15 protein-coding genes and 1 tRNA gene are annotated in these 19,674 nt (G+C 34.5%); 8 read left to right on the forward strand and 8 right to left on the reverse strand.

Features of this window, described 5'->3' with window-relative positions; all coding sequences use genetic code 11:
* Positions 1-586: 586 nt before the first annotated feature.
* Both GQ589_RS10065 and rep read right to left on the reverse strand, forming a co-directional pair.
* Positions 587-663, reverse strand: a tRNA-Arg gene (locus GQ589_RS10065).
* A gap of 222 nt (positions 664-885) precedes the next feature.
* Positions 886-2,901, reverse strand: a complete 2,016-nt coding sequence (gene rep / locus GQ589_RS10070; RefSeq protein WP_160425956.1) for a DNA helicase Rep — start codon at positions 2,899-2,901, stop codon at positions 886-888.
* A 299-nt stretch (positions 2,902-3,200) separates the two neighbouring features.
* Between rep and GQ589_RS10075 the strand changes: the two genes are divergently transcribed.
* The 3 genes from GQ589_RS10075 to mscM all read left to right on the forward strand — a co-directional run bounded on the left by GQ589_RS10075 (position 3,201) and on the right by mscM (position 8,184).
* Complete coding sequence (locus GQ589_RS10075) at positions 3,201-4,613, forward strand: sodium:proton antiporter (protein WP_160425958.1); 1,413 nt, start codon at positions 3,201-3,203, stop codon at positions 4,611-4,613.
* Between the two features lie 99 nt (positions 4,614-4,712).
* Entirely contained in the window at positions 4,713-5,561 is an 849-nt protein-coding gene (gene asd, locus GQ589_RS10080) for an archaetidylserine decarboxylase (protein ID WP_160425960.1), read from the forward strand.
* A 4-nt stretch (positions 5,562-5,565) separates the two neighbouring features.
* Positions 5,566-8,184 carry a miniconductance mechanosensitive channel MscM gene (mscM, locus tag GQ589_RS10085; protein WP_160425962.1) on the forward strand — a complete coding sequence of 873 codons (2,619 nt, stop codon included), beginning with the start codon at positions 5,566-5,568 and terminating at the stop codon, positions 8,182-8,184.
* Here mscM and GQ589_RS10090 read toward each other — a convergent pair.
* Positions 8,181-8,711: a DedA family protein gene (locus tag GQ589_RS10090; protein WP_160425964.1), complete on the reverse strand. Its 531-nt coding sequence runs from the start codon at positions 8,709-8,711 to the stop codon at positions 8,181-8,183. The genes mscM and GQ589_RS10090 overlap by 4 nt on opposite strands.
* Before the next feature lie 190 nt (positions 8,712-8,901).
* Between GQ589_RS10090 and fdhD the strand changes: the two genes are divergently transcribed.
* The 5 genes from fdhD (at position 8,902) to GQ589_RS10115 (ending at position 14,210) form a co-directional block, all read left to right on the forward strand.
* Positions 8,902-9,708 carry a formate dehydrogenase accessory sulfurtransferase FdhD gene (gene fdhD, locus GQ589_RS10095; RefSeq protein ID WP_160425966.1) on the forward strand — a complete coding sequence of 269 codons (807 nt, stop codon included), beginning with the start codon at positions 8,902-8,904 and terminating at the stop codon, positions 9,706-9,708.
* A gap of 282 nt (positions 9,709-9,990) precedes the next feature.
* Positions 9,991-10,809 carry a purine-nucleoside phosphorylase gene (locus GQ589_RS10100; protein WP_160425967.1) on the forward strand — a complete coding sequence of 273 codons (819 nt, stop codon included), beginning with the start codon at positions 9,991-9,993 and terminating at the stop codon, positions 10,807-10,809.
* Between the two features lie 58 nt (positions 10,810-10,867).
* On the forward strand, positions 10,868-12,106 hold the full coding sequence (locus tag GQ589_RS10105) for a nucleoside permease (RefSeq protein WP_160425969.1): 1,239 nt from the start codon (positions 10,868-10,870) through the stop codon (positions 12,104-12,106).
* 166 nt (positions 12,107-12,272) lie between these two features.
* On the forward strand, positions 12,273-13,208 hold the full coding sequence (locus GQ589_RS10110) for a DMT family transporter (protein ID WP_160425971.1): 936 nt from the start codon (positions 12,273-12,275) through the stop codon (positions 13,206-13,208).
* A 528-nt stretch (positions 13,209-13,736) separates the two neighbouring features.
* On the forward strand, positions 13,737-14,210 hold the full coding sequence (locus GQ589_RS10115) for a hypothetical protein (RefSeq protein WP_160400027.1): 474 nt from the start codon (positions 13,737-13,739) through the stop codon (positions 14,208-14,210).
* Positions 14,211-14,328: 118 nt separating this feature from the next.
* Here GQ589_RS10115 and amtB read toward each other — a convergent pair whose 3' ends face one another.
* The 5 genes from amtB to purE form a co-directional block, all read right to left on the reverse strand.
* A complete protein-coding gene (gene amtB, locus GQ589_RS10120) occupies positions 14,329-15,609 on the reverse strand; it encodes an ammonium transporter AmtB (protein WP_160400028.1) in 1,281 nt (426 codons plus the stop codon).
* A 21-nt stretch (positions 15,610-15,630) separates the two neighbouring features.
* Entirely contained in the window at positions 15,631-15,969 is a 339-nt protein-coding gene (gene glnK / locus GQ589_RS10125; protein ID WP_160400029.1) for a P-II family nitrogen regulator, read from the reverse strand.
* Positions 15,970-16,246: 277 nt separating this feature from the next.
* Positions 16,247-17,734: a dGTPase gene (gene dgt, locus GQ589_RS10130; RefSeq protein ID WP_160425974.1), complete on the reverse strand. Its 1,488-nt coding sequence runs from the start codon at positions 17,732-17,734 to the stop codon at positions 16,247-16,249.
* 49 nt (positions 17,735-17,783) lie between these two features.
* Positions 17,784-18,854 (reverse strand): 5-(carboxyamino)imidazole ribonucleotide synthase, encoded by a 1,071-nt coding sequence (purK, locus tag GQ589_RS10135; RefSeq protein ID WP_160425976.1) that lies wholly within the window; start codon positions 18,852-18,854, stop codon positions 17,784-17,786.
* 1 nt (position 18,855) lies between these two features.
* The gene (gene purE, locus GQ589_RS10140; RefSeq protein ID WP_160400032.1) at positions 18,856-19,356 is read right to left on the reverse strand and encodes a 5-(carboxyamino)imidazole ribonucleotide mutase; all 501 of its coding nucleotides are present in this window, start codon (positions 19,354-19,356) and stop codon (positions 18,856-18,858) included.
* Positions 19,357-19,674: the final 318 nt, after the last annotated feature.

Here is a 19,674-nt window from a genome sequence, read left to right on the forward strand (position 1 = left end):
ACTGGGATTTATTTCACCTGCAGAATTTGAATACAATTTACTAAAAACTGCCTAAGATTGTCTCCAAGTTTTGTTGACCGTTACAAGTATTTCGGTGTTGGATTTATGAAGATTGTTGAGAAGAAACCATCAGAGTTAAATAAATAAACAATATCCCCCATTGAGGGATAACTCAAATGAATAACGCCAAATTTGGCGAAATATTTAAGGTGAACCATGAATATTAATGAACATTATATGACTTGGGATGATGTTTGCCTTGTGGTAAATAGAACTAAACCCACTATTTGTAGGTGAGTACAAAAAGGCGCATTCCCAAAACCTAAATATAGAAAAGCGGACGGTCTATTAATAGGCTTTGCTCGTAACGAAATTGAACATTATTGTAGAACTGACGAAGTCCTACAACAGAAATAACACCAACCATCTCCTCTCCTCCTATGACAAATCTCTACAGAGCTAAATTTTGAGCTTTGTCTTTCATGTAAATAACCTACATTCATAAAAGCAGAATAAATGCTAAAACCCAACTTAAGCAGTTAAATTTTATAAAACATTAGAAATTAATTTAAGTTATTGATTTTAATGGCGTCCCCTACAGGATTCGAACCTGTGACCTACGGCTTAGAAGGCCGTTGCTCTATCCAGCTGAGCTAAGGAGACTAGAATTGTTTTTCTAATTAGACGCTGTGTATTATATAAAGCTATTTTGATCCGTCAATGATTTTTAATGGTTTATTGCATTGAATTGACAAAATATCATCAATTTAAGTCATAGATATCATCAGCTTATAAACAATTTATTTAATATATAACATTAAATGTTGTTATCTTTAATTTTTAGTTATTTGGTTACATTTTTAAATAACTAATTATTTTTAATACTTATTTAGACTTGGCTATTTGAGCTTTTAACATAGCTAATCGGCTTTGTCCTTGTTGCATTTTCTTTTCGGGAGATAGTTCGTTACGTTGATCTTGCCATACCAAATCATCTTGCGGAAGTTCTAATAAAAAACGGCTAGGTTCGGTATATATTGTTTCACCAAATTGTTTACGTTGCCGACTAAATGAAAAAGTTAGTTCTTGCTGTGCGCGAGTAATACCAACATAAGCGAGGCGACGCTCTTCTTCAATATTATCTTCATCAATACTGTTTTGGTGTGGTAATAAACCTTCAGACATGCCAACTAAATAGACGTAAGGGAATTCTAACCCTTTAGAGGCATGTAGAGTCATAAGTTGCACTTGATCTAGCTCTTCTTCTGCTTCGTTGCGTTCTAGCATGTCACGTAAAGTGAATCTTGCCACAGCTTGTTCAAGCGTCATACTTTCATCAATATCATCACCTTGCAACAGATCATTTAACCAGCTAACTAGCTGTTCGACATTACGCATACGCATTTCACCTGATTTTGGGGAGGTTGAAGTTTCATAAATCCAACTTTCATAATTAATGTCATGCAACAGCTCATGAATTGCGTCCATTGGTTCGCTGTGTGATTTTTGAATTAGTGTATCAAACCAATGGATAAACGTATGCAGCGTTTCCATCCGTTTACCAGAAAGTAATTCAGTTAAGCCCATGTCGTGGCTAGCTTGGTATAAGCTAACTCCACGATGATTTGCCCATTCACCTAGTTTTTGAACAGTTGCAGGACCAATTTCACGTTTTGGGGTATTAATGATACGGATAAATGCATTATCATCATCAGGATTGGTCAATAAACGCAAATATGCCATTAAATCTTTAATTTCTATACGAGAAAAAAATGAAGTCCCCCCTGATATTCGATACGGTATGCGATATTGCATTAACATTTTTTCAATAAGACGCGCTTGATGGTTGCCACGATACAATATGGCGTATTGACCATATTGACTATTATTAGCAAATCGGTGCCCCACTAAATCTTTAACAACTTTTTCAGTTTCTTGCTCTTCACTATCAGCCGAAATAACCCTTAATACCTCACCATAACCATGTTCTGAAAACAGTTTTTTTTCAAAAATATGCGGATTATTTTCAATTAAAATATTAGCAACTTTCAAAATTCGTCCCGAAGATCGGTAGTTTTGTTCGAGTTTTATGACCTCTAAGTTGGGAAAATCTTGTTTTAGTAATACTAAATTTTGTGGCCTTGCTCCTCGCCATGAGTAAATGGACTGATCATCATCACCAACAACCGTAAATTTGGCTCGATTACCAACCAGTAATTTAATAAACTCGTACTGACTTGTATTAGTATCTTGATATTCATCAACCAATAAATAACGGATTTTATTTTGCCACTTATCACGCACTTCCTCATTATTTTTTAGTAATAGTGTAGGTAGTAAAATAAGATCATCGAAATCCAAAATACTGCATGCCTTTAACTGCTTTTCATAAAGCTGATAACAGTGAGCAAATAGCTTTTCTTTATTTGTTTGCGCTCTTGCCATAGCCATAGTGGAATCAACGATATCATTTTTCCAATTAGAAATTGTCGAACGTAATTGATTAATCAGGTCTTTATCGCCTTCTAACCATTGATGAGTTAGCTCTTTAAGTAATGCTGTTTGATCATGATCATCAAATAGCGAAAAGTTGGATTTAATACCTATATGCTTGTATTCTCGACGAACAATATCTAACCCTAGCGTATGAAAGGTTGAAATTTTAAGCCCTCTCGCCTCTTGTTTACTAAGTGATTGCGCTATACGTTCTTTCATTTCACGGGCTGCTTTATTAGTAAAAGTAACCGCAACAATATGGCGTGGTAAGTATTCTTTAACACGAATTAAATAGGCAATTTTATTAATAATAACTCGAGTTTTTCCAGAGCCTGCTCCCGCTAAAACAAGGCAAGGGCCTGAAACATATTCGACAGCTTTTTGTTGACTTGAATTTAAACGCACAAAATAAAACCATTATGAAAGTGGTGGGCTAGTATATAACGATAGACTAGCTACACGCAATTATCGCCATTTAAGTAAAAATAATTGCTATTTTATGAATTGTATGAAAACACGAATTATTTACACTTCATGATTAAAATAATCCTCTAAAAACCCATAAGGTATTTTTCCCCAAATTTTTTTATGCGGTTTAACAGTATTATAATAGTTAATATGTAGAAATACCTACACTTAAAATTCGATAAACCTAAAAACTTTGTTATAATTTGACCTCTTTAAAAATCAAAATTCAAAAATTAATGAAAGCCCTCTATTCCTTTATCGTTTTAATACTAATACCTTTTGATCTTTTTGCTGCTGATTTTAGCGGTGATGATTTATCGATTTATTGGGGGATCCCTTTTGTGGGGATGTTGCTTTCTATTGCATTGTTGCCGTTATTTTTGCCACGATTATGGCACCATCACTACGGTAAAATAACGATGTGCTGGACGATGTTTTTTTTGCTGTTTGCTTTGTATTCGTTTGGTTTGCAATCAACAATTCATCTTACTGCCCATGCAGTAATAGCTGAATACATTCCTTTTATTTTATTACTACTAGCCTTGTTTACTGTTTCGGGCGGGATTTTAATTAAGAGCGATGTGCTTAGTACGCCCAAACTAAACGTTGGTTTGCTGGCAATAGGAACTTTGTTAGCGTCAATTATGGGGACAACAGGTGCTGCAATGTTGATGATTCGACCTGTAATTAGAGCTAATCGTCAACGAAATTATGCCGTACATACCATTATCTTTTTTATCTTTTTAGTAGCGAACATTGGCGGTGGCTTGACACCACTTGGGGATCCACCTTTATTTATTGGTTTTTTAAAAGGTGTGAATTTTGGGTGGACTGTTAAGCATATGTTGTTGCCCGTTTTGCTTAGTTCAATGTTGTTATTAGCAATTTATTATAAGATTGATTGCCACTACTTTCGTAGCCAATATGGTCATTCCCTTGCGTTAACTTCGACTTCAAAAACTAGCACTATTAAGGTTTATGGTGTAAGCAATATTTTTTTATTGGTGGCTATTATTGCCTGTGTACTTATGTCAGGCATTTGGCGATCGTCTGTTGAGGTTATGGTTTTAGGGTTACCTATTACTTTATCTAATTTAGTCCGCGATATTATGTTTGTTGTGATCACCTTTATTTCAATATTAATCACCCCCAAACAAGTCCGTGCCGGTAACGAATTTAACTGGGAACCTATCATTGAAGTTGCTAAGCTGTTTATCGGGATTTTTATTACTATTGTTCCTGTACTTGCTATTTTACGAGCAGGTAGTCATGGGGCATTAGCCCCAATAGTTTCACTGGTGACAAATGAGCAAGGCGAACCAATCAACAGCATGTACTTTTGGTTGTCAGGTTGGCTTTCTGGATTTTTAGATAATGCCCCCACCTATTTGGTCTTTTTTAATCTCGCTTCTGGCGATGCTATCACTTTAATGACCACGTTAGAAAGAATCCTGCTTGCTATTTCAATGGGCGCTGTTTTTATGGGCGCACTAAGCTACATTGGTAATGCGCCTAATTTTATGGTCAAAAGCATTGCCACACAAAACAAAATTAATATGCCGAGTTTTTTTGGTTATATGAAGTGGTCAATAGGCATTTTGATTCCTGTGTTTATTATCGATAATTTGGTGTTTTTTGTATTGTTTTAGTGCATATTGTTATAAATGTTATTGTTGTTATGAGTTTTACACTTTGTATATAAAACTTGGTATAATGCAACGTTTGTACCATAATTTTGAGAGTGATATATGTTAAATCAATTAAAAGCAATTATTCAGTATCTTCTTCCTAAACAGTTATTAACCGTGATCTTTGGTTGGCTGGCAAAGAAACAGTTAGGTAAAGTTACAACATGGATGATTATGCTTTTTTGTAAAGTGTATAAGGTGGATTTGAGCGAGGCAAAAATTAATGATGTTAGCGAATTTAACACATTTAACGATTTTTTTGCTCGCGAATTGAATGAAGATGCCCGTCCAATTGATGTTGCTGATAACGCTGTTGTTATGCCCGCAGATGGAATCATTAGTCAGTTTGGTTCTATTCAAGATACACAGTTGCTACAAGCTAAAGGGCATTTTTATTCTTTAGAATCATTACTTGCTTGTAATTCTGAGATGATCAAGTTTTTTAAAAATGGATTATATGCAACCACTTACTTGTCTCCTAAAAATTATCACCGTTTTCATATGCCTTGTGATGGTGTTTTACGTGAGATGATTTATGTGCCTGGTTCGCTATTTTCAGTCAATAAAGCCACAACCGAAAGCATACCTAATATTTTTGCTCGTAATGAGCGAGTAATTTGTTTATTTGAAACTGAATTAGGTCCAATGGCACAAATTTTAGTGGGGGCAACCATTGTTGGTAGTATTGAAGTTCCATGGGAAGGCATCATCACCCCACCGCGTGAAGGTATTATGAAACGTTGGACTTATAGTGACGAAATAAAATTAACCAAAGGGCAAGATATGGGGTGTTTTAAATTAGGTTCGACCGTAATTACCTTGTTTGCGTCAAATGCAATTGAGTTTGATAGTCACCTTAAAGTGGGTAATGTTGCTCGTGTAGGTCAAAAATTAGCAGATAGGATATAACATTATGTGGATGCGTGGTGTTTTTTGCTTTGTTGCTGTGTTGTTTTCTTCACTGACTTTCGCCGAAGAGTCTACGCCAATCATTAATAATGAGGATGATCTTTCTCAAGTTGTTCATCAGTTAAGTGATAAAAATGATGAGCTACGTCAAAATATGGAGTTCCAAAAGAATCATTTAACTAATATTGTTAATGAGCAAAACAACATCACCGCCCAGATTTCTCATGTGCAAAATACATTAACCACTCTCGCTGAACAAGGCGAGTGGTTGAGTTTTTCAACCTCTTTGGGTGAAACTTTGCGTCAGCAGTTATTGCGCTTACCTGAAAAACCTAAATCGCAAGCTTTAGATGCTGAAATTGCCGAAGCAAAAGCTCAACAACTTAACTATAGTGATACTTTAACTTCTTTAGATGATTATCCAGCATTAACCAGTCCACTTAATAGTGTTAAAGAGGCAACACAATATCGTCGTTTGCTTCGTGAACAGACTGAATTGCTTAAAACGCTTATTTCAGGAACTGATACCACTATTTTAGAACTAACCAAACTAAAAATTGCCAATAAACAGTTAACCAATGCCATCGACGAAGTGAACGATGCTGCTCATCGATATTTCTTTTGGGTGGCAAATGTAAATCCTATATCGTTGAGTTATCCTATTGATTTAGCTAAAGATGTTGTTTATGTGGTTTTTTCGATCGATACGCTTTCACAGCTTTATAATGCTAGTGCTGAAGTACTAAGCGCTCCCAAGCCACTATTTTTAATTGTTTTATCGTTAATGTTTGTCTTTGCACACTTTAAGATGCGTGCAAAATATAATACTTTTTTAAATAAATCTGCAGGACGTGTAGGTAAAGTAACACAAGATAGTTATTCTTTAACCTTAAAAGTCATTATATTTTCCTTAATCATGGCATTACCTGTTCCTATTTTGTGGGCAGTGTTTGGCTATGCTTTACAGATTAATTCCGATTATCCTGTCGCGTTTGCTTTAGGTTATGGTGTGAATGCCGCTGCGCCTATTTTATGGGTGTTTATTATCTCAGCACATTTTGCATCATCTAATGGACTTTTTATTAGTCATTTTGGTTGGTCTGAACGTAGTGTACGATCAGCAATGAAATATTACCAACTTTCAATTTGGCTTGTAATTCCGTTGGTCGTGATAGTGATGAGTTTTGACCAATATAATAATCGCCAATTTGCTGCAACCATTGGTCGTACAGCGTTTATTTTTCTTTGCTTTGCTTTAGTGTTTATGACTAATTCGCTCCATCGTGCTGGCGTTCCGCTTTATATCGATAAAAAAGGATCTGGCGATAATTTATTAAGTCATATCTTGTGGTTTATCTTATTAAGTGCACCATGGCTTGCCATTATTGCTGCTTGTTTAGGTTATTTATCAACAGCTCAAGTACTATTAGGGCGACTTGAAGCGTCGGTTATTATTTGGTTTGCACTGTTAGTGGTTTATTTTATGATTCGCCGTTGGATGTGGATCCAAAAACGTCGTATTGAATTTGAACGCACAAAACAACGCCGTTTAGAGCGTATGCAACGCGCCAAATCGCATGAAGACGATTCTAATTCACTTAATGAAAATGTCGATGAACCTGTTATCGATTTAGATGCCATCAGCGCTCAATCTTTACATTTAGTCAGATCAATAATTATGATGATTGCACTCATTAGTATGATTTTGCTGTGGTCTGAGCTACATTCAGCTTTTGCTTTTATGAATAACATCAAATTATGGGGAACCAGTGTTATTGTCAATGGTACTGAAATTGAGCAATATATTACTCTTGGTGCAGTATGTATCGCTATTTTAGTGATGACAATTACCGTTCAGTTGGTTAAAAACTTACCCGCTTTATTAGAATTAGGCATTTTACAACATTTAGATTTAGCCCCAGGAACAGGTTATGCAATTTCAACGGTTTCAAAATACATTATTTTGATGATTGGTTGTATGATTGCATTTTCGTTTATTGGTATAGATTGGTCCAAAATTCAATGGCTAATTGCTGCACTAGGTGTGGGATTAGGGTTTGGCTTGCAAGAAATTTTTGCGAATTTTATTTCTGGTTTAATTATTTTATTTGAAAGACCTGTGCGAATTGGTGATACGGTGACAATTCGTGATTTGACTGGTAACATCACTAAAATCAATACTCGTGCAATTACCATCGTTGATTGGGACCGTAAAGAAATTGTGATGCCCAATAAGGCTTTTATTACTGAACAATTGGTAAATTGGTCGTTATCTGATTCGATCACTCGAATTGTATTAACCATTCCTGCAACTATTGATGCTGATAGTGATCTGGTTATTAAGCTTTTACAACAAGCATCAGATGAATGCGAATATGTACTTAAAGATCCCGAGCCTCAAGTATTTTTAGTGGATATTCAAGAAGGGATTCAGCTATTTGAATTACGTGTTTTTGCTGCTGAAATGGGGCACCGAATGTTGCTACGGAGCGCTATACATAAGCTAATACTTGAAGCTTACCGCAAGCATCATTTAACATTACCATTTCCACCATTGCAGACCAATTTAGAAGCTTTAGGTCGCAAAAGTGGACGTCGTGGCTATACAGTTGGGACTGTTTAACCAAATAGCGTTGCTAGCCATGGAACACCAAAAGTGCCCGGCGCAAGCAATACAAATGCCCAAACGGGCGCCGAAGCAATATTGGCCACATTAAATTTCGTTGCAGGCATGTGCATTGTGCCTGCTATTAATGGCACTATTGCCCGTAATGGCCCAAAAAATCGTCCAATAAATACCCCTAACGTTCCATAACGCTGAAAAAATTGCTCAGCACGATAAATTAATTTGGGATGTTTATTAAGAGGCCATGATGTAATAACTTGTTGGTGATAGTGTTTACCTAACCAATAAGATACTAAGTCGCCTAAAATAGCACCTATCGAAGCGGTAATTAATACTGGTACAAATGATATCGCCCCGCTACCTATCAAAGCGCCTACACCGAATAAAATCGCCGTTGCAGGGACCAAAAGCGAGATAATTGCTAAAGATTCGCCAAATGCCAATAAAAATATAATTGGTAAAGCCCAAACTTGATGATGCTCAATAAATTGCATAATTGCTATTGTGATTTCGTGTAGCGACATAAGTTTATGTGTGTAAATTATCAATTGATTATGGTGTGCTATTTTACCATAATACTAGTCACTTAGGACTTGATACTTTACTTATTGATAGAACATTACAAGACGTTAACATTCTTTTAGTTTTATTAACGCTTAAGATTATGTTGATAGTAGTCCTAATCGAAATACTCCAATTAATAAGAGACAAATCATGACAATTGGTATTGAATCAATCCTAGTACGGAAGTTTAAAAATAGCGAATTTAAAGCCCCCCAACTTGATAAATTAGCTGTCGAAAAGCCTGTTGCTTTAATTTATAACGGGATTTCACATGTTGTGATGATGGCAACCCCCAAAGATTTACATTATTTTGCAGTTGGGTTTTCGTTAACTGAAAATATTATTCAGTCAATTAATGATATTTACGGTATTGATATTATTGAGACCCCAAAAGGCATAGAAGTACAAATTGAACTTTCGTCACGACGTTTTAGTGAACTAAAAGAAAAGCGCCGTAATTTAACTGGGCGTACGGGCTGTGGTATTTGTGGCAGTGAGCAGATAGATCAAGTTTGCCAGACTATTTCTAGTTTGCCGCTAATTAACCAGATTAGTTTAGCTGATTTTAGCAATAGTCTAAATTATTTATCGCAAGTCCAACATGTTGGTAATCAAACTGGTTGCACTCATGCCGCGGTATGGTTGGATTTACAAGGACAATTTATAGCTGGATTTGAAGATATTGGTCGACATGTAGCTTTAGATAAATTATTGGGCTTTAGAGCAATGCAATTACCTAATGATTCTAAATATCAACATGGTGTAGTGTTAGTATCAAGCCGTGCTAGCTACGAGATGGTGCAAAAAACAGCGAATTGTGGTATAGAATTTTTGTTAGCTGTTTCAGCGGCGACTTCATTAGCTGTTGATTTGGCTAAACAGTGTAATTTAACTTTACTTGGATTCTTTAGAGGAAGGAACGGCGTAGTTTATTCTGGAGAAGATCGTTTAATTTAATAATTATTTTAGTGTTAACTATTTTGATACTTAAATTAACATTGAATTTAATTATTTGATTAATAAAATAAAAAAATTTATTCATCTGATTAATTCTAAGATATCGCAATTCACATCTTTTCTTATTGAGCAAAGATCATCATAATATATGCGCAAAACAGGGATTACTTTGTTTTTTAATTATTTTGTAAACGTATTATTAATAAAACCAGTAATAGTCTATTACCGTTAATTTATTTACCCTGTTTTACTCTAGTATTTAATTTTTGAAAGGATACCATCATGCATCAAACTTCAGACATTCAACAAGCTGTTAACTATATTCAACAACAAACAGACAAGAAACCAACAATTGGGATTATTTTGGGTTCAGGTTTAGGTCCTTTTGCTGACACTCTTGAAGATGCTGTTCATATCCATTATGACAATATTCCTCATTTTGCTAAATCAGCAGCAGTGGGGCATGCTAATGAATTAGTAATAGGAAAAAGTGGCGGTAAAACCGTAGTTGCAATGAAAGGACGTTTTCACTACTACGAAGGATTTACTTTAGATCAAGTTACCTTTCCGGTACGTGTGATGAAAATGCTTGGCGTTGAAAAACTGATTATTACTAATGCCTGTGGTGCAGTAAATACTGGATTCAAACCAGGTGATTTAATGCTAATCACCGATCACATTAATTTAACCGCCAACAATCCATTAATAGGACCAAATAATCCAGAATTAGGAGTTCGTTTTTTAGACGTAAGTGAAGTTTACAATAAACAATTACGCTCAATTGTTGTTGATGTAGCAAAAGAACTAAATATCACTTTACAACAAGGTGTCTATGCTTGGTGGACAGGTCCAACATATGAAACCCCCGCCGAAATTAGAATGATCCGCGTTTTAGGTGCTGATGCTGTTGGTATGTCAACCGTACCTGAAGCAATCATAGCTCACCACTCAGGTATTAAAACTATCGGAATTTCATGTCTAACTAATATGGCTTGCGGGATTTTAGACCAACCATTAGGTCACGAAGAAGTGATTGAAACAGCTGAACGTGTTAAATCAACCTTTTTACAACTTATTACAAAAACAATTGAACGTTTTTAAGTAGTGCTTTTTATTGATGACTTTCTATGAAAAGTCCACTTTATTTTAGGAATAAACAATGAACATAGCAAATAGATTAGAATTGATGATGTTTCTCCAATATTTTATTTGGGGAAGTTGGTTAACCACATTTGGGGCTTATCTATTTAATACATTACACTTTTCTGGTGTTGAAGTATCTATGATTTTTAGTACTAAAGGTTTAGCCGCTTTAATTACACCATTTGTTATTGGCATCATTGCTGATAAATTTTTGCAAGCTAAATATCTTTATATGTTTTGTCACGCTGTTTGTGCCATTGTACTTTTTTATGCTGCATCAATTAATAATTCAACTATTTTGTTTTGGGTAATGTTAGTTAATGCGTTAACATTTATGCCAACCATTGCATTATCAAACTCAATTAGTTATCACTGTTTAGACAAAGATAACTTAGATACTGTCACTCTATTTCCCAAAATACGTGTATTTGGGACTATCGGTTTTATCATTGCGATGTGGACAGTTAGTTTATGCAAATTCGAATTGAGTAATGCTCAACTCTATATTGCTAGTGCAGCTTCTATTGTACTTGTAATTTATAGTACAACATTACCTAATATTACTGTATCAAAAAGCCAAAAACAGTCTTGGGTTTCTTATTTAGGATTAGATGCTTTTGTGTTATTCAAAAAACCGGTAATGGCAATATTTTTCCTTTTTGCTATGTTACTTGGGGCAATATTACAAATCACCAATACCTTTGGTGGAGCATTTTTACATGACTTTGATAAAATACCAGAATTTAAAGAAAGTCTAGTTGTTCAGTACCCAGCTATTTTATTGTCATTTTCACAAATGGCTGAAGTCGCATTTATTTTGACTATCCCATTTTTTCTCAAAAAATTTGGTATCAAAAAAGTCATAATGATAAGTATAATTGCTTGGACGCTAAGGTTTGGTTTATTTGCGTTTGGCGATCCTACGCCTTTTGGCTTTGTACTGCTAATGCTTTCGATGATCGTTTACGGCTGTGCATTTGACTTTTTTAATATTTCTGGCTCTATTTTTATTGAAAAAGAAGTTAGTTCAGATATTCGAGCCAGTGCCCAAGGACTATTTATGACAATGGTCAATGGTATTGGTGCTTATTTTGGTTCGATTTTAAGTGGTTTTGTAGTTGACATGTGTACACATGATGGCATTAAAGATTGGCAAACAATTTGGCTAATTTTTGCATCTTATGCACTTATACTTGGTGTTGTTTTTTATTATTCATTTAATTATGAGCATACTAAACACCAATCTGATGTATAACCATTTATCTATTCATCTCAATGAATTTTAAAATATTATTTATCATTTTATTTTAATTTAACTCATTAAAAAGCCATAAAGGGTTGAAAAATACCCCTGAGGGCTTTTATTGTTTTTTCTATCCATAATTTTTAGCAATGTTTTTTTAGTTTGGTGAGATTTAAATATGCAATATAAATTTTTAGGCGGTTTTCTAGTCTTTTTGGGGGCATGTAGTTTTGGTGTGCTCTCTTCTATCGTGAAAACAGCTTATAAAGCAGGCTATTCACTGGGTGAAGTTACTGGTGTTCAATGCTTTTTGGGAATGTTAATGCTGTGGAGTATTCACTTTATTGTTAAAACAGTATACAACCCCAAAATAACAACATCGACTGATAAATCATTAGCAACTTCAAGCTCTAAAAAAACTCAATTAACAAAAAAATGGAAAGTTTGCGCCGTTGGCCTTTTTCCTGGTTTGGTAGGTATTTGTTATTACCAATGTGTACAGTTGGTTCCCGCATCAATTGCCATTATTTTATTAATGCAATATTTATGGATTAGTGTCTTTATTGATTTTGTCATATTCAAAAATAAACCTAGCATGATTCAATTAGCAGTGGTTATTGTGATTATTTTGGGTAGTAGTTTAGCAGCAGGTATTTTTAATCAAGATATTAGCTTAAATTTAATCGGTTGTTTTTTTGGTTTTTTAGCTGCATTAATGTATTCACTCTTTATCAGCACTAGTAGTAATATTGGAAATGAGTTACCTAAACTCGAAAAAAGTGCCTTGATGATAACCGGCGCATGTATTATTACTTTTTTAATATTTCCACCGTTGTTTTTCTTCAAACTTGATTTTAGCGATAAACTTTATCAATTAGGTTTTTTATTAGCATTGCTCGGAACTGTATTACCGCCTTTTTTGTTTTCGATAGGAATTCCAAGAATAGGTATTTCATTAAGTGCAATTTTGTCGGCAGCAGAGCTACCTGTTGCGGTGACTTGCTCGTATTTTTATTTGCAAGAATCAGTTCATTTTAATCAATGGGTTGGAGTAAGTATTATTTTATTAGCTATCGCTTTACCTAATTTAAAACATATCAAAAAAACAGATTAACCTTAAATTAAAAAGTAGGACAAAAGTCCTACTTTTTAATTTAATAGCTTTAATAGTCAAACAAATTAAAAATTATTATGATATATTTATTTACTTTCCTTATTACATATTTATCTGTAAGACCTTAAAAAAATTTTAATAAAAGAGTAAATCTAGCAATATTATTGAACTTTCTAAAGTTAGATATGTCTTATAGAAGTAGTTATTGTGAAACAGTATTAGTAATGTCCCGTAGTTAGTCTTTAAAGCAGGTTTGCGTATAAATAATGTTATTTATATTAAAGCCTAACCGTTTTTCCTGATAGTAGCCGTTCTTGTGATGTTTTATTTTTTAAATTTTTATGTTTTAAAATTTAAATTCATCAATTTAAATATCTAATAGATAAATCATTAACTATTTGATTTTTTGTTTATTTTTATATTTAAGCATTATGTTAACCTAAAACATTTTACATAAAAAATGACATTTATTTTTCATTATTGAAAATTTTGTTACTTTTTTATTCTAATTAAAAAGGAAGTTGCAGAATGAATACATATAAAAAACCGTTATTTACCTTAGTACATAGCAATGATGCAATACCTGAACACAGAACACTGGCTTATTTAGATCCGACATTAAATTATTATACGGATCATGTCGATGAGATTATTGCCTTACGTGTTAAAGAGCTTAAATTGCATCACTCTGAATATAGAGAGTATCACGATATTAACAAAAACAATAAAAAAGGATTTTCTTTTGTTTTCAGTGAAGTTTTTGAATCAGAACACCATAAAAAACAAATTGGTATGCTGAAAGATGATATTGCTATTGCTAAAGAGTCAAACAAAGTAAAAGAATTATTAAATACTCGGATAAAAGAAATTGCTAATGTTTATCCAGAATTGCAATTTAATTTTAATGATATGCACATTTTACCAACTAAAGTAAAAGAACACCTTTTTGCTCCACCTTTAATCTTAACTGAAGATAATGCCATTATGCTTTGGGATGATTAAAAAAACATTATTTAACAATAATTAGTAAAAGCCATAATTTACAGGGATTACTCCCTGTAAATTATTTTTCCTAGATATTTATTCTGTGTGAATAATTAATGATATACCTGCCTAACAGTTAACTATTAAAAGCACTTTCACCATGGCTATTGATGTCAAGTCCTTCTCGTTCATGTTCTTCAGATACCCTTAATCCAACGCAGATATCCGCAATTTTATAAGCAATAAAAGCCACCACAGCTGTCCAAATTACGCAAGTAATGACACTCATCACTTGAATTCCAACTTGGCTTATCATTGTGATACCTTCTGCATAACCAATCCCCCCCAAAGATTCTGAAGCGAAGATACCTGTTAATATACAGCCGACAATACCACATACGCCATGTACGCCAAACACATCACAGGTATCATCAACTTTTAAAATTCTTTTGAGTGTTGATACCCCAAAAACACCAGCAAAACCACAAATAAGGCCAATTAACATAGCACCACCTACGCCAACAAGGCCAGCGGCTGGTGTGACACCAACTAATCCTGCTATCACTCCAGATACTGAACCAAGACATGATGGTTTGCCTCGTAAAAGCCATTCAGCTAATGTCCATGCCAAAACTGCAGCAGCCGTCGCAGCAACTGTGTTAATAAAAGCCAAACCTGCAATTTCGTCAGCATGAGTTGATGAGCCAGCATTAAAACCAAACCAACCAATATAAAGGATTGCCGCACCAAGATAAACATAAGGTAAGTTAAATGGTTTTAGTGGTTCACGGTTATAACCAATACGGTTTTTTATTAAATAAGCACCTACTATTCCAGCAATCGCCGCATTAATATGCACAACAGTACCACCAGCAAAGTCGAGCGCTCCCTCATCACCTAAGATACCCCCGCCCCATACCATATGAGCCATAGGAATATATGAAAACGTAAACCATAACACCATAAAAATTAATACAGCAGAAAACCGAATTCGCTCAGCAAAAGCACCCGGAATTAAACAGCAGGTAATGCAAGCAAATGATCCTTGAAATGCAACCCAAATAAATTCATAAATCGAGCCTGACACATCTGTAATATTGATACCGGTTAATAGAAAATGGTCAAAATTACCATAAAACCAGTTCCCTTCACCAAAAGAAAGTGAATAACCATATGTAATCCACAATACAGCAATAAGTGAAAAGATAACAAGTACTTGAGATAACATTGATAACACGTTTTTAGAACGTAATAATCCGCCATAAAACAAAGCAATTCCTGGAACGGACATGAAAAGAACTAAAGCAGTACAAATCATCATAAATCCGTTATCAGCTTTATCAACGATGGCGCTTTCGTCAGCAAAAACAGAGCTTGAAAATAAAATAATTAAAGAAAAAATAATTTTTTTCAACATAATGATATCCTTAACAGTAAATTACAGCGCTGATTCGTCGGTTTCACCAGTACGGATACGCACGACATGCTCAAGTGAAGTAACAAAAATTTTGCCATCACCAATTTTACCTGTGTATGCGGCTTTGGTTACGATATTAATGACTTCATCAAGCTGTTCATCACTAATCGCCAAATCAATTTTAACTTTAGGCAGAAAATTAACATTATATTCAGCACCACGATATAACTCGGCATGACCTTTTTGTCGACCAAACCCTTTAACTTCAGTAACGGTTAATCCTGTAATGCCTACATTAGATAAGGCCTCTCGAACTTCTTCTAATTTGAAAGGTTTTATAACTACAGTGACTAATTTCATTAATTGCTCCTAATAAATATGAGATACAAAATTAATCATGCAAAGAACGCGCCAAAATAGATGACTTGAATGAAATTGAGTAATTTAAGTGGAATTTATGACAAATAGAAAAGATAGTCGTTATAAAAACTCAGGCTTAGTGACTTAGCTTAAGCCATTAAATGTATAAATAAGCAAAATATACTTTGATATATTTTTATTTTACTATGCACTTATATGGTGCCATGTGTGTATTATTGGTGCCCAATAATTATGAGTAATTAGTACATAATAAGGATTAGAACGTTACCATTAATTTACGATATTCATCATAGGCAAAATGGTCTGTCATGCCACTAATATAATCTTGCAATAATCGACACCGATAATAAAATTCCATACAAGCAAAATTGGCTTCATTTGAATTTAATTTACTAATTGCTTGCTTATAAGCTGCACAATGTTTTGAAGATAATTTATGATATAAACGCGTTTCAATGGGATAATGCTTGTGATATTCGTTATCAACTAATTTTAAAAAATCATCAGTAGGCATAGTAAGCAACGGACTATAAATATCAAGCAATCCGCTAATAATTCGATATCCTTGAAGTTCAATATTTTCGACCGATTCATGATTAAATACATGTTCAAAGCCGACTGCTTTAAAAATATTAAGCAATTTATATTCTGTACTATGATCTTCAAGTAAGGCATGGTTAAACGAACCATGATAAATTGCTTCTATATTTTCAATAAAACGTTCAGCGGCATGTGGTACTAGTTTACTAATAGCATTGACACGTAAGTACATAAAAAATTGATCAATGCCAATAGCATTAAATTCATTCTGTTTTAAATTTTCGTAAGGGCGATTGACAACTAGATCAAACAAATCACCTTTTTTAAAAGGTCCCCATGCTTCAGCAAGATAGGTGTAAAGCTGTTTTACAGTTAAAATTTTCTTTTCAACGGCATCTTCAAGATCTGCAATACAATATGAAATATCATCAGCCGCCTCCATAATATAGGTTAACGGATAACGATGAAACTGTTTGATATCAAGTTGTTTAGATAACGCTTTTACAAATGGTTCTTCTGATAAATAATAACCTGGCTTTTTCATTAAATAAGAAAATTCAGGCGGTATCGAATCAGACCAATAAGCTGGTTTAGAGTATTTAAGAATTGAGGCAATTTGTGAATAAGTTAAATTAAGACGTAATATGGAATGAACTAAACGAATTGCTTGAGCATTACCTTCAAAATTTGCGAGATCTTGGCGGATTTCGGTTTTAAGTTTTTTAATTTCATCATCATCATTAGTATGCACCTTTAATGCTGGATAAATGGTGTCATTTTCAAGCCCTAATCGTAAATGAAACCATTGATTAATAGCTGCTTCACCAAAATGACCAAATGGAGGATTACCAATATCGTGCATTAAACAGGCCATTTCAACAAGGCTTTCGATCGCCATTACACAATTATCAAGCCCGTATTTTTTTAATTGTCCTGTTTTACCAAGGCGGTTAACAATTTCTTTAACAATGTAACGACCTACTTGCTGCACTTCCATAGAGTGAGTAAGTCGCGTTCTGACTACTGAGTTGCGTTCTAATGGAAAGACTTGTGTTTTTTGTTGTAGACGACGAATAGCAGCTGAATTTATGATACGTCCACGATCACTTTCAAAACAACGTACTATTGAGTACTTGTCAGACAGTACTTCACGTTTTTTGCTAGCATAGCGTTGATAATTGATTTTTTGGTTAAAGTTGATCATGATCCTATCTCTAATTTTATCACTCTGATTGGCTCAACTCGCTAAATTGTTATAATTTTTGTTTCGCCCATTCAATGCTGTTTTGATAATCATTAGGTAATAGCGGTTTTAGAGCGTCTAATTCTTTTAATAATTTACTAGATTGGTTATGAGTCAAGTTTAAATGCCCTACTTTACGCCCTACTCTTACTTCTTTTTCATACCAATGTAGATGCACCAAATCGATAGATAACCAATTAAGATTTAATTCTGTTCCAATCAGGTTAACCATAACCGATGGTGCAAATACAACGGGCTTAGGAAGTGGTAAACCAAGGATTGCACGAAGATGTAGCTCAAATTGGCTTATTGAAGCACCATTTTGTGTCCAGTGACCGCTATTATGTACTCGCGGAGCCAGTTCGTTAATTAGTAATTTATCCCCCACAATAAAGCACTCCATCGCCATTACACCAATATAATTTAATTTATGCATAATAGAGGCTAGCATTTTTTCGGCTTGTGCTTGCAATAAAGGAGATTGGTTTGGTAGCGCAACACTCATTTTTAAAATGCCATCTTGGTGCAAATTGTTGGTAAGTGGGTAAAATACCGTTTCACCTTTTGCATTACGTGCTCCCACTAATGACATCTCTTTTTCAAATAAGATAGCTTGCTCAACAATTGCATTCTGATAAATATCGTCTGGCACCGTGATTAGGTCATTAATGGCTATACGCCATTGCCCTCGTCCATCATAACCACCAGTCCGACGTTTAACAATTAATCGATCACCAAGTTCAGTAAATAACGTTGACCAATTTTGAGGATGATCAAGCGAAAACCATTTCGCTGTCGGTAAGCCCAGTTCGTCAAGCAACTCTTTTTGGGTTAAACGGTCGGCAATAATTGGAAAGACATCTCGATTAATAAAATGAGGATGTTTAGCTAAAACTTGTGTAAAAGGGGTATCTGACCATCGTTCAATTTCCGCTGTGATCACTGACTGTTGATATGGAATAGTAGCAGGATCAGAATCTAAGCCAACAGGATAGACTTTAATGCCTAGTGGTTCTCCCGCTTGTTTAAGCATTCGCCCTAGTTGACCATTACCTAATACACAAACAGATTGAGTTTTCATATTATGCATCCACTCTTGGATCTGGGTGATTTAACACTTCATCAGTTTGAGTTAATCGCCATATTGATAAACGCTGATAAATATCTTTATCGTGTAAAGCAAGAATTTGTGCAGCAAGTAATGCCGCATTAGCCGCACCAGCTTTACCTATAGCTAAGGTACCAACAGGAATACCTTTAGGCATTTGAACAATAGAATAAAGGCTATCAACACCACTTAATGCGGCACTTTGCACCGGAACACCCAACACAGGAACAAGCGTTTTGGCGGCTAACATACCAGGTAAATGAGCAGCACCTCCAGCACCAGCAATAATCACATTAAACCCTTGTTGAGCGGCATTTTCAGCAAAACGAAATAATTTATCAGGAGTACGGTGAGCTGAAACGATTTCGACATGATAAGGAATTGTTAACGCATCAAGGATATCGGCTGCGTGTTGCATAGTAGTCCAATCGCTTTTGGAGCCCATTACAATGGCAATTCTAGGTTGAGTATGCATGGCAAATATATGAATAATTAAAATAAGATGTATGCGAAGTATACACTAAAATTTAATTAATGGGGATAGTGATGGTTTTATCAATTAATAATTAATTGGTATGTCCACACTTTTTAGTTCCCCAAAGATAAGGTCATCGATCTCTTTTGCATTCAATAAGTGACCATTGTCACCATTATTCGACATATTCGGTGTCGAAATACAGTAATTGCTCATTTTCTAAGCTCTACTTACAGACGCCTTGTACTATAAGCACGATAATTTTTATTAAAAATTTCACCCACAATTTCACTAAGTGGAATATCTTGCGATTGCTAG

It is taken from the genome of Gilliamella sp. Pas-s27 (genome assembly GCF_009795865.1).
In the GTDB taxonomy this organism is placed as follows: domain Bacteria; phylum Pseudomonadota; class Gammaproteobacteria; order Enterobacterales; family Orbaceae; genus Gilliamella.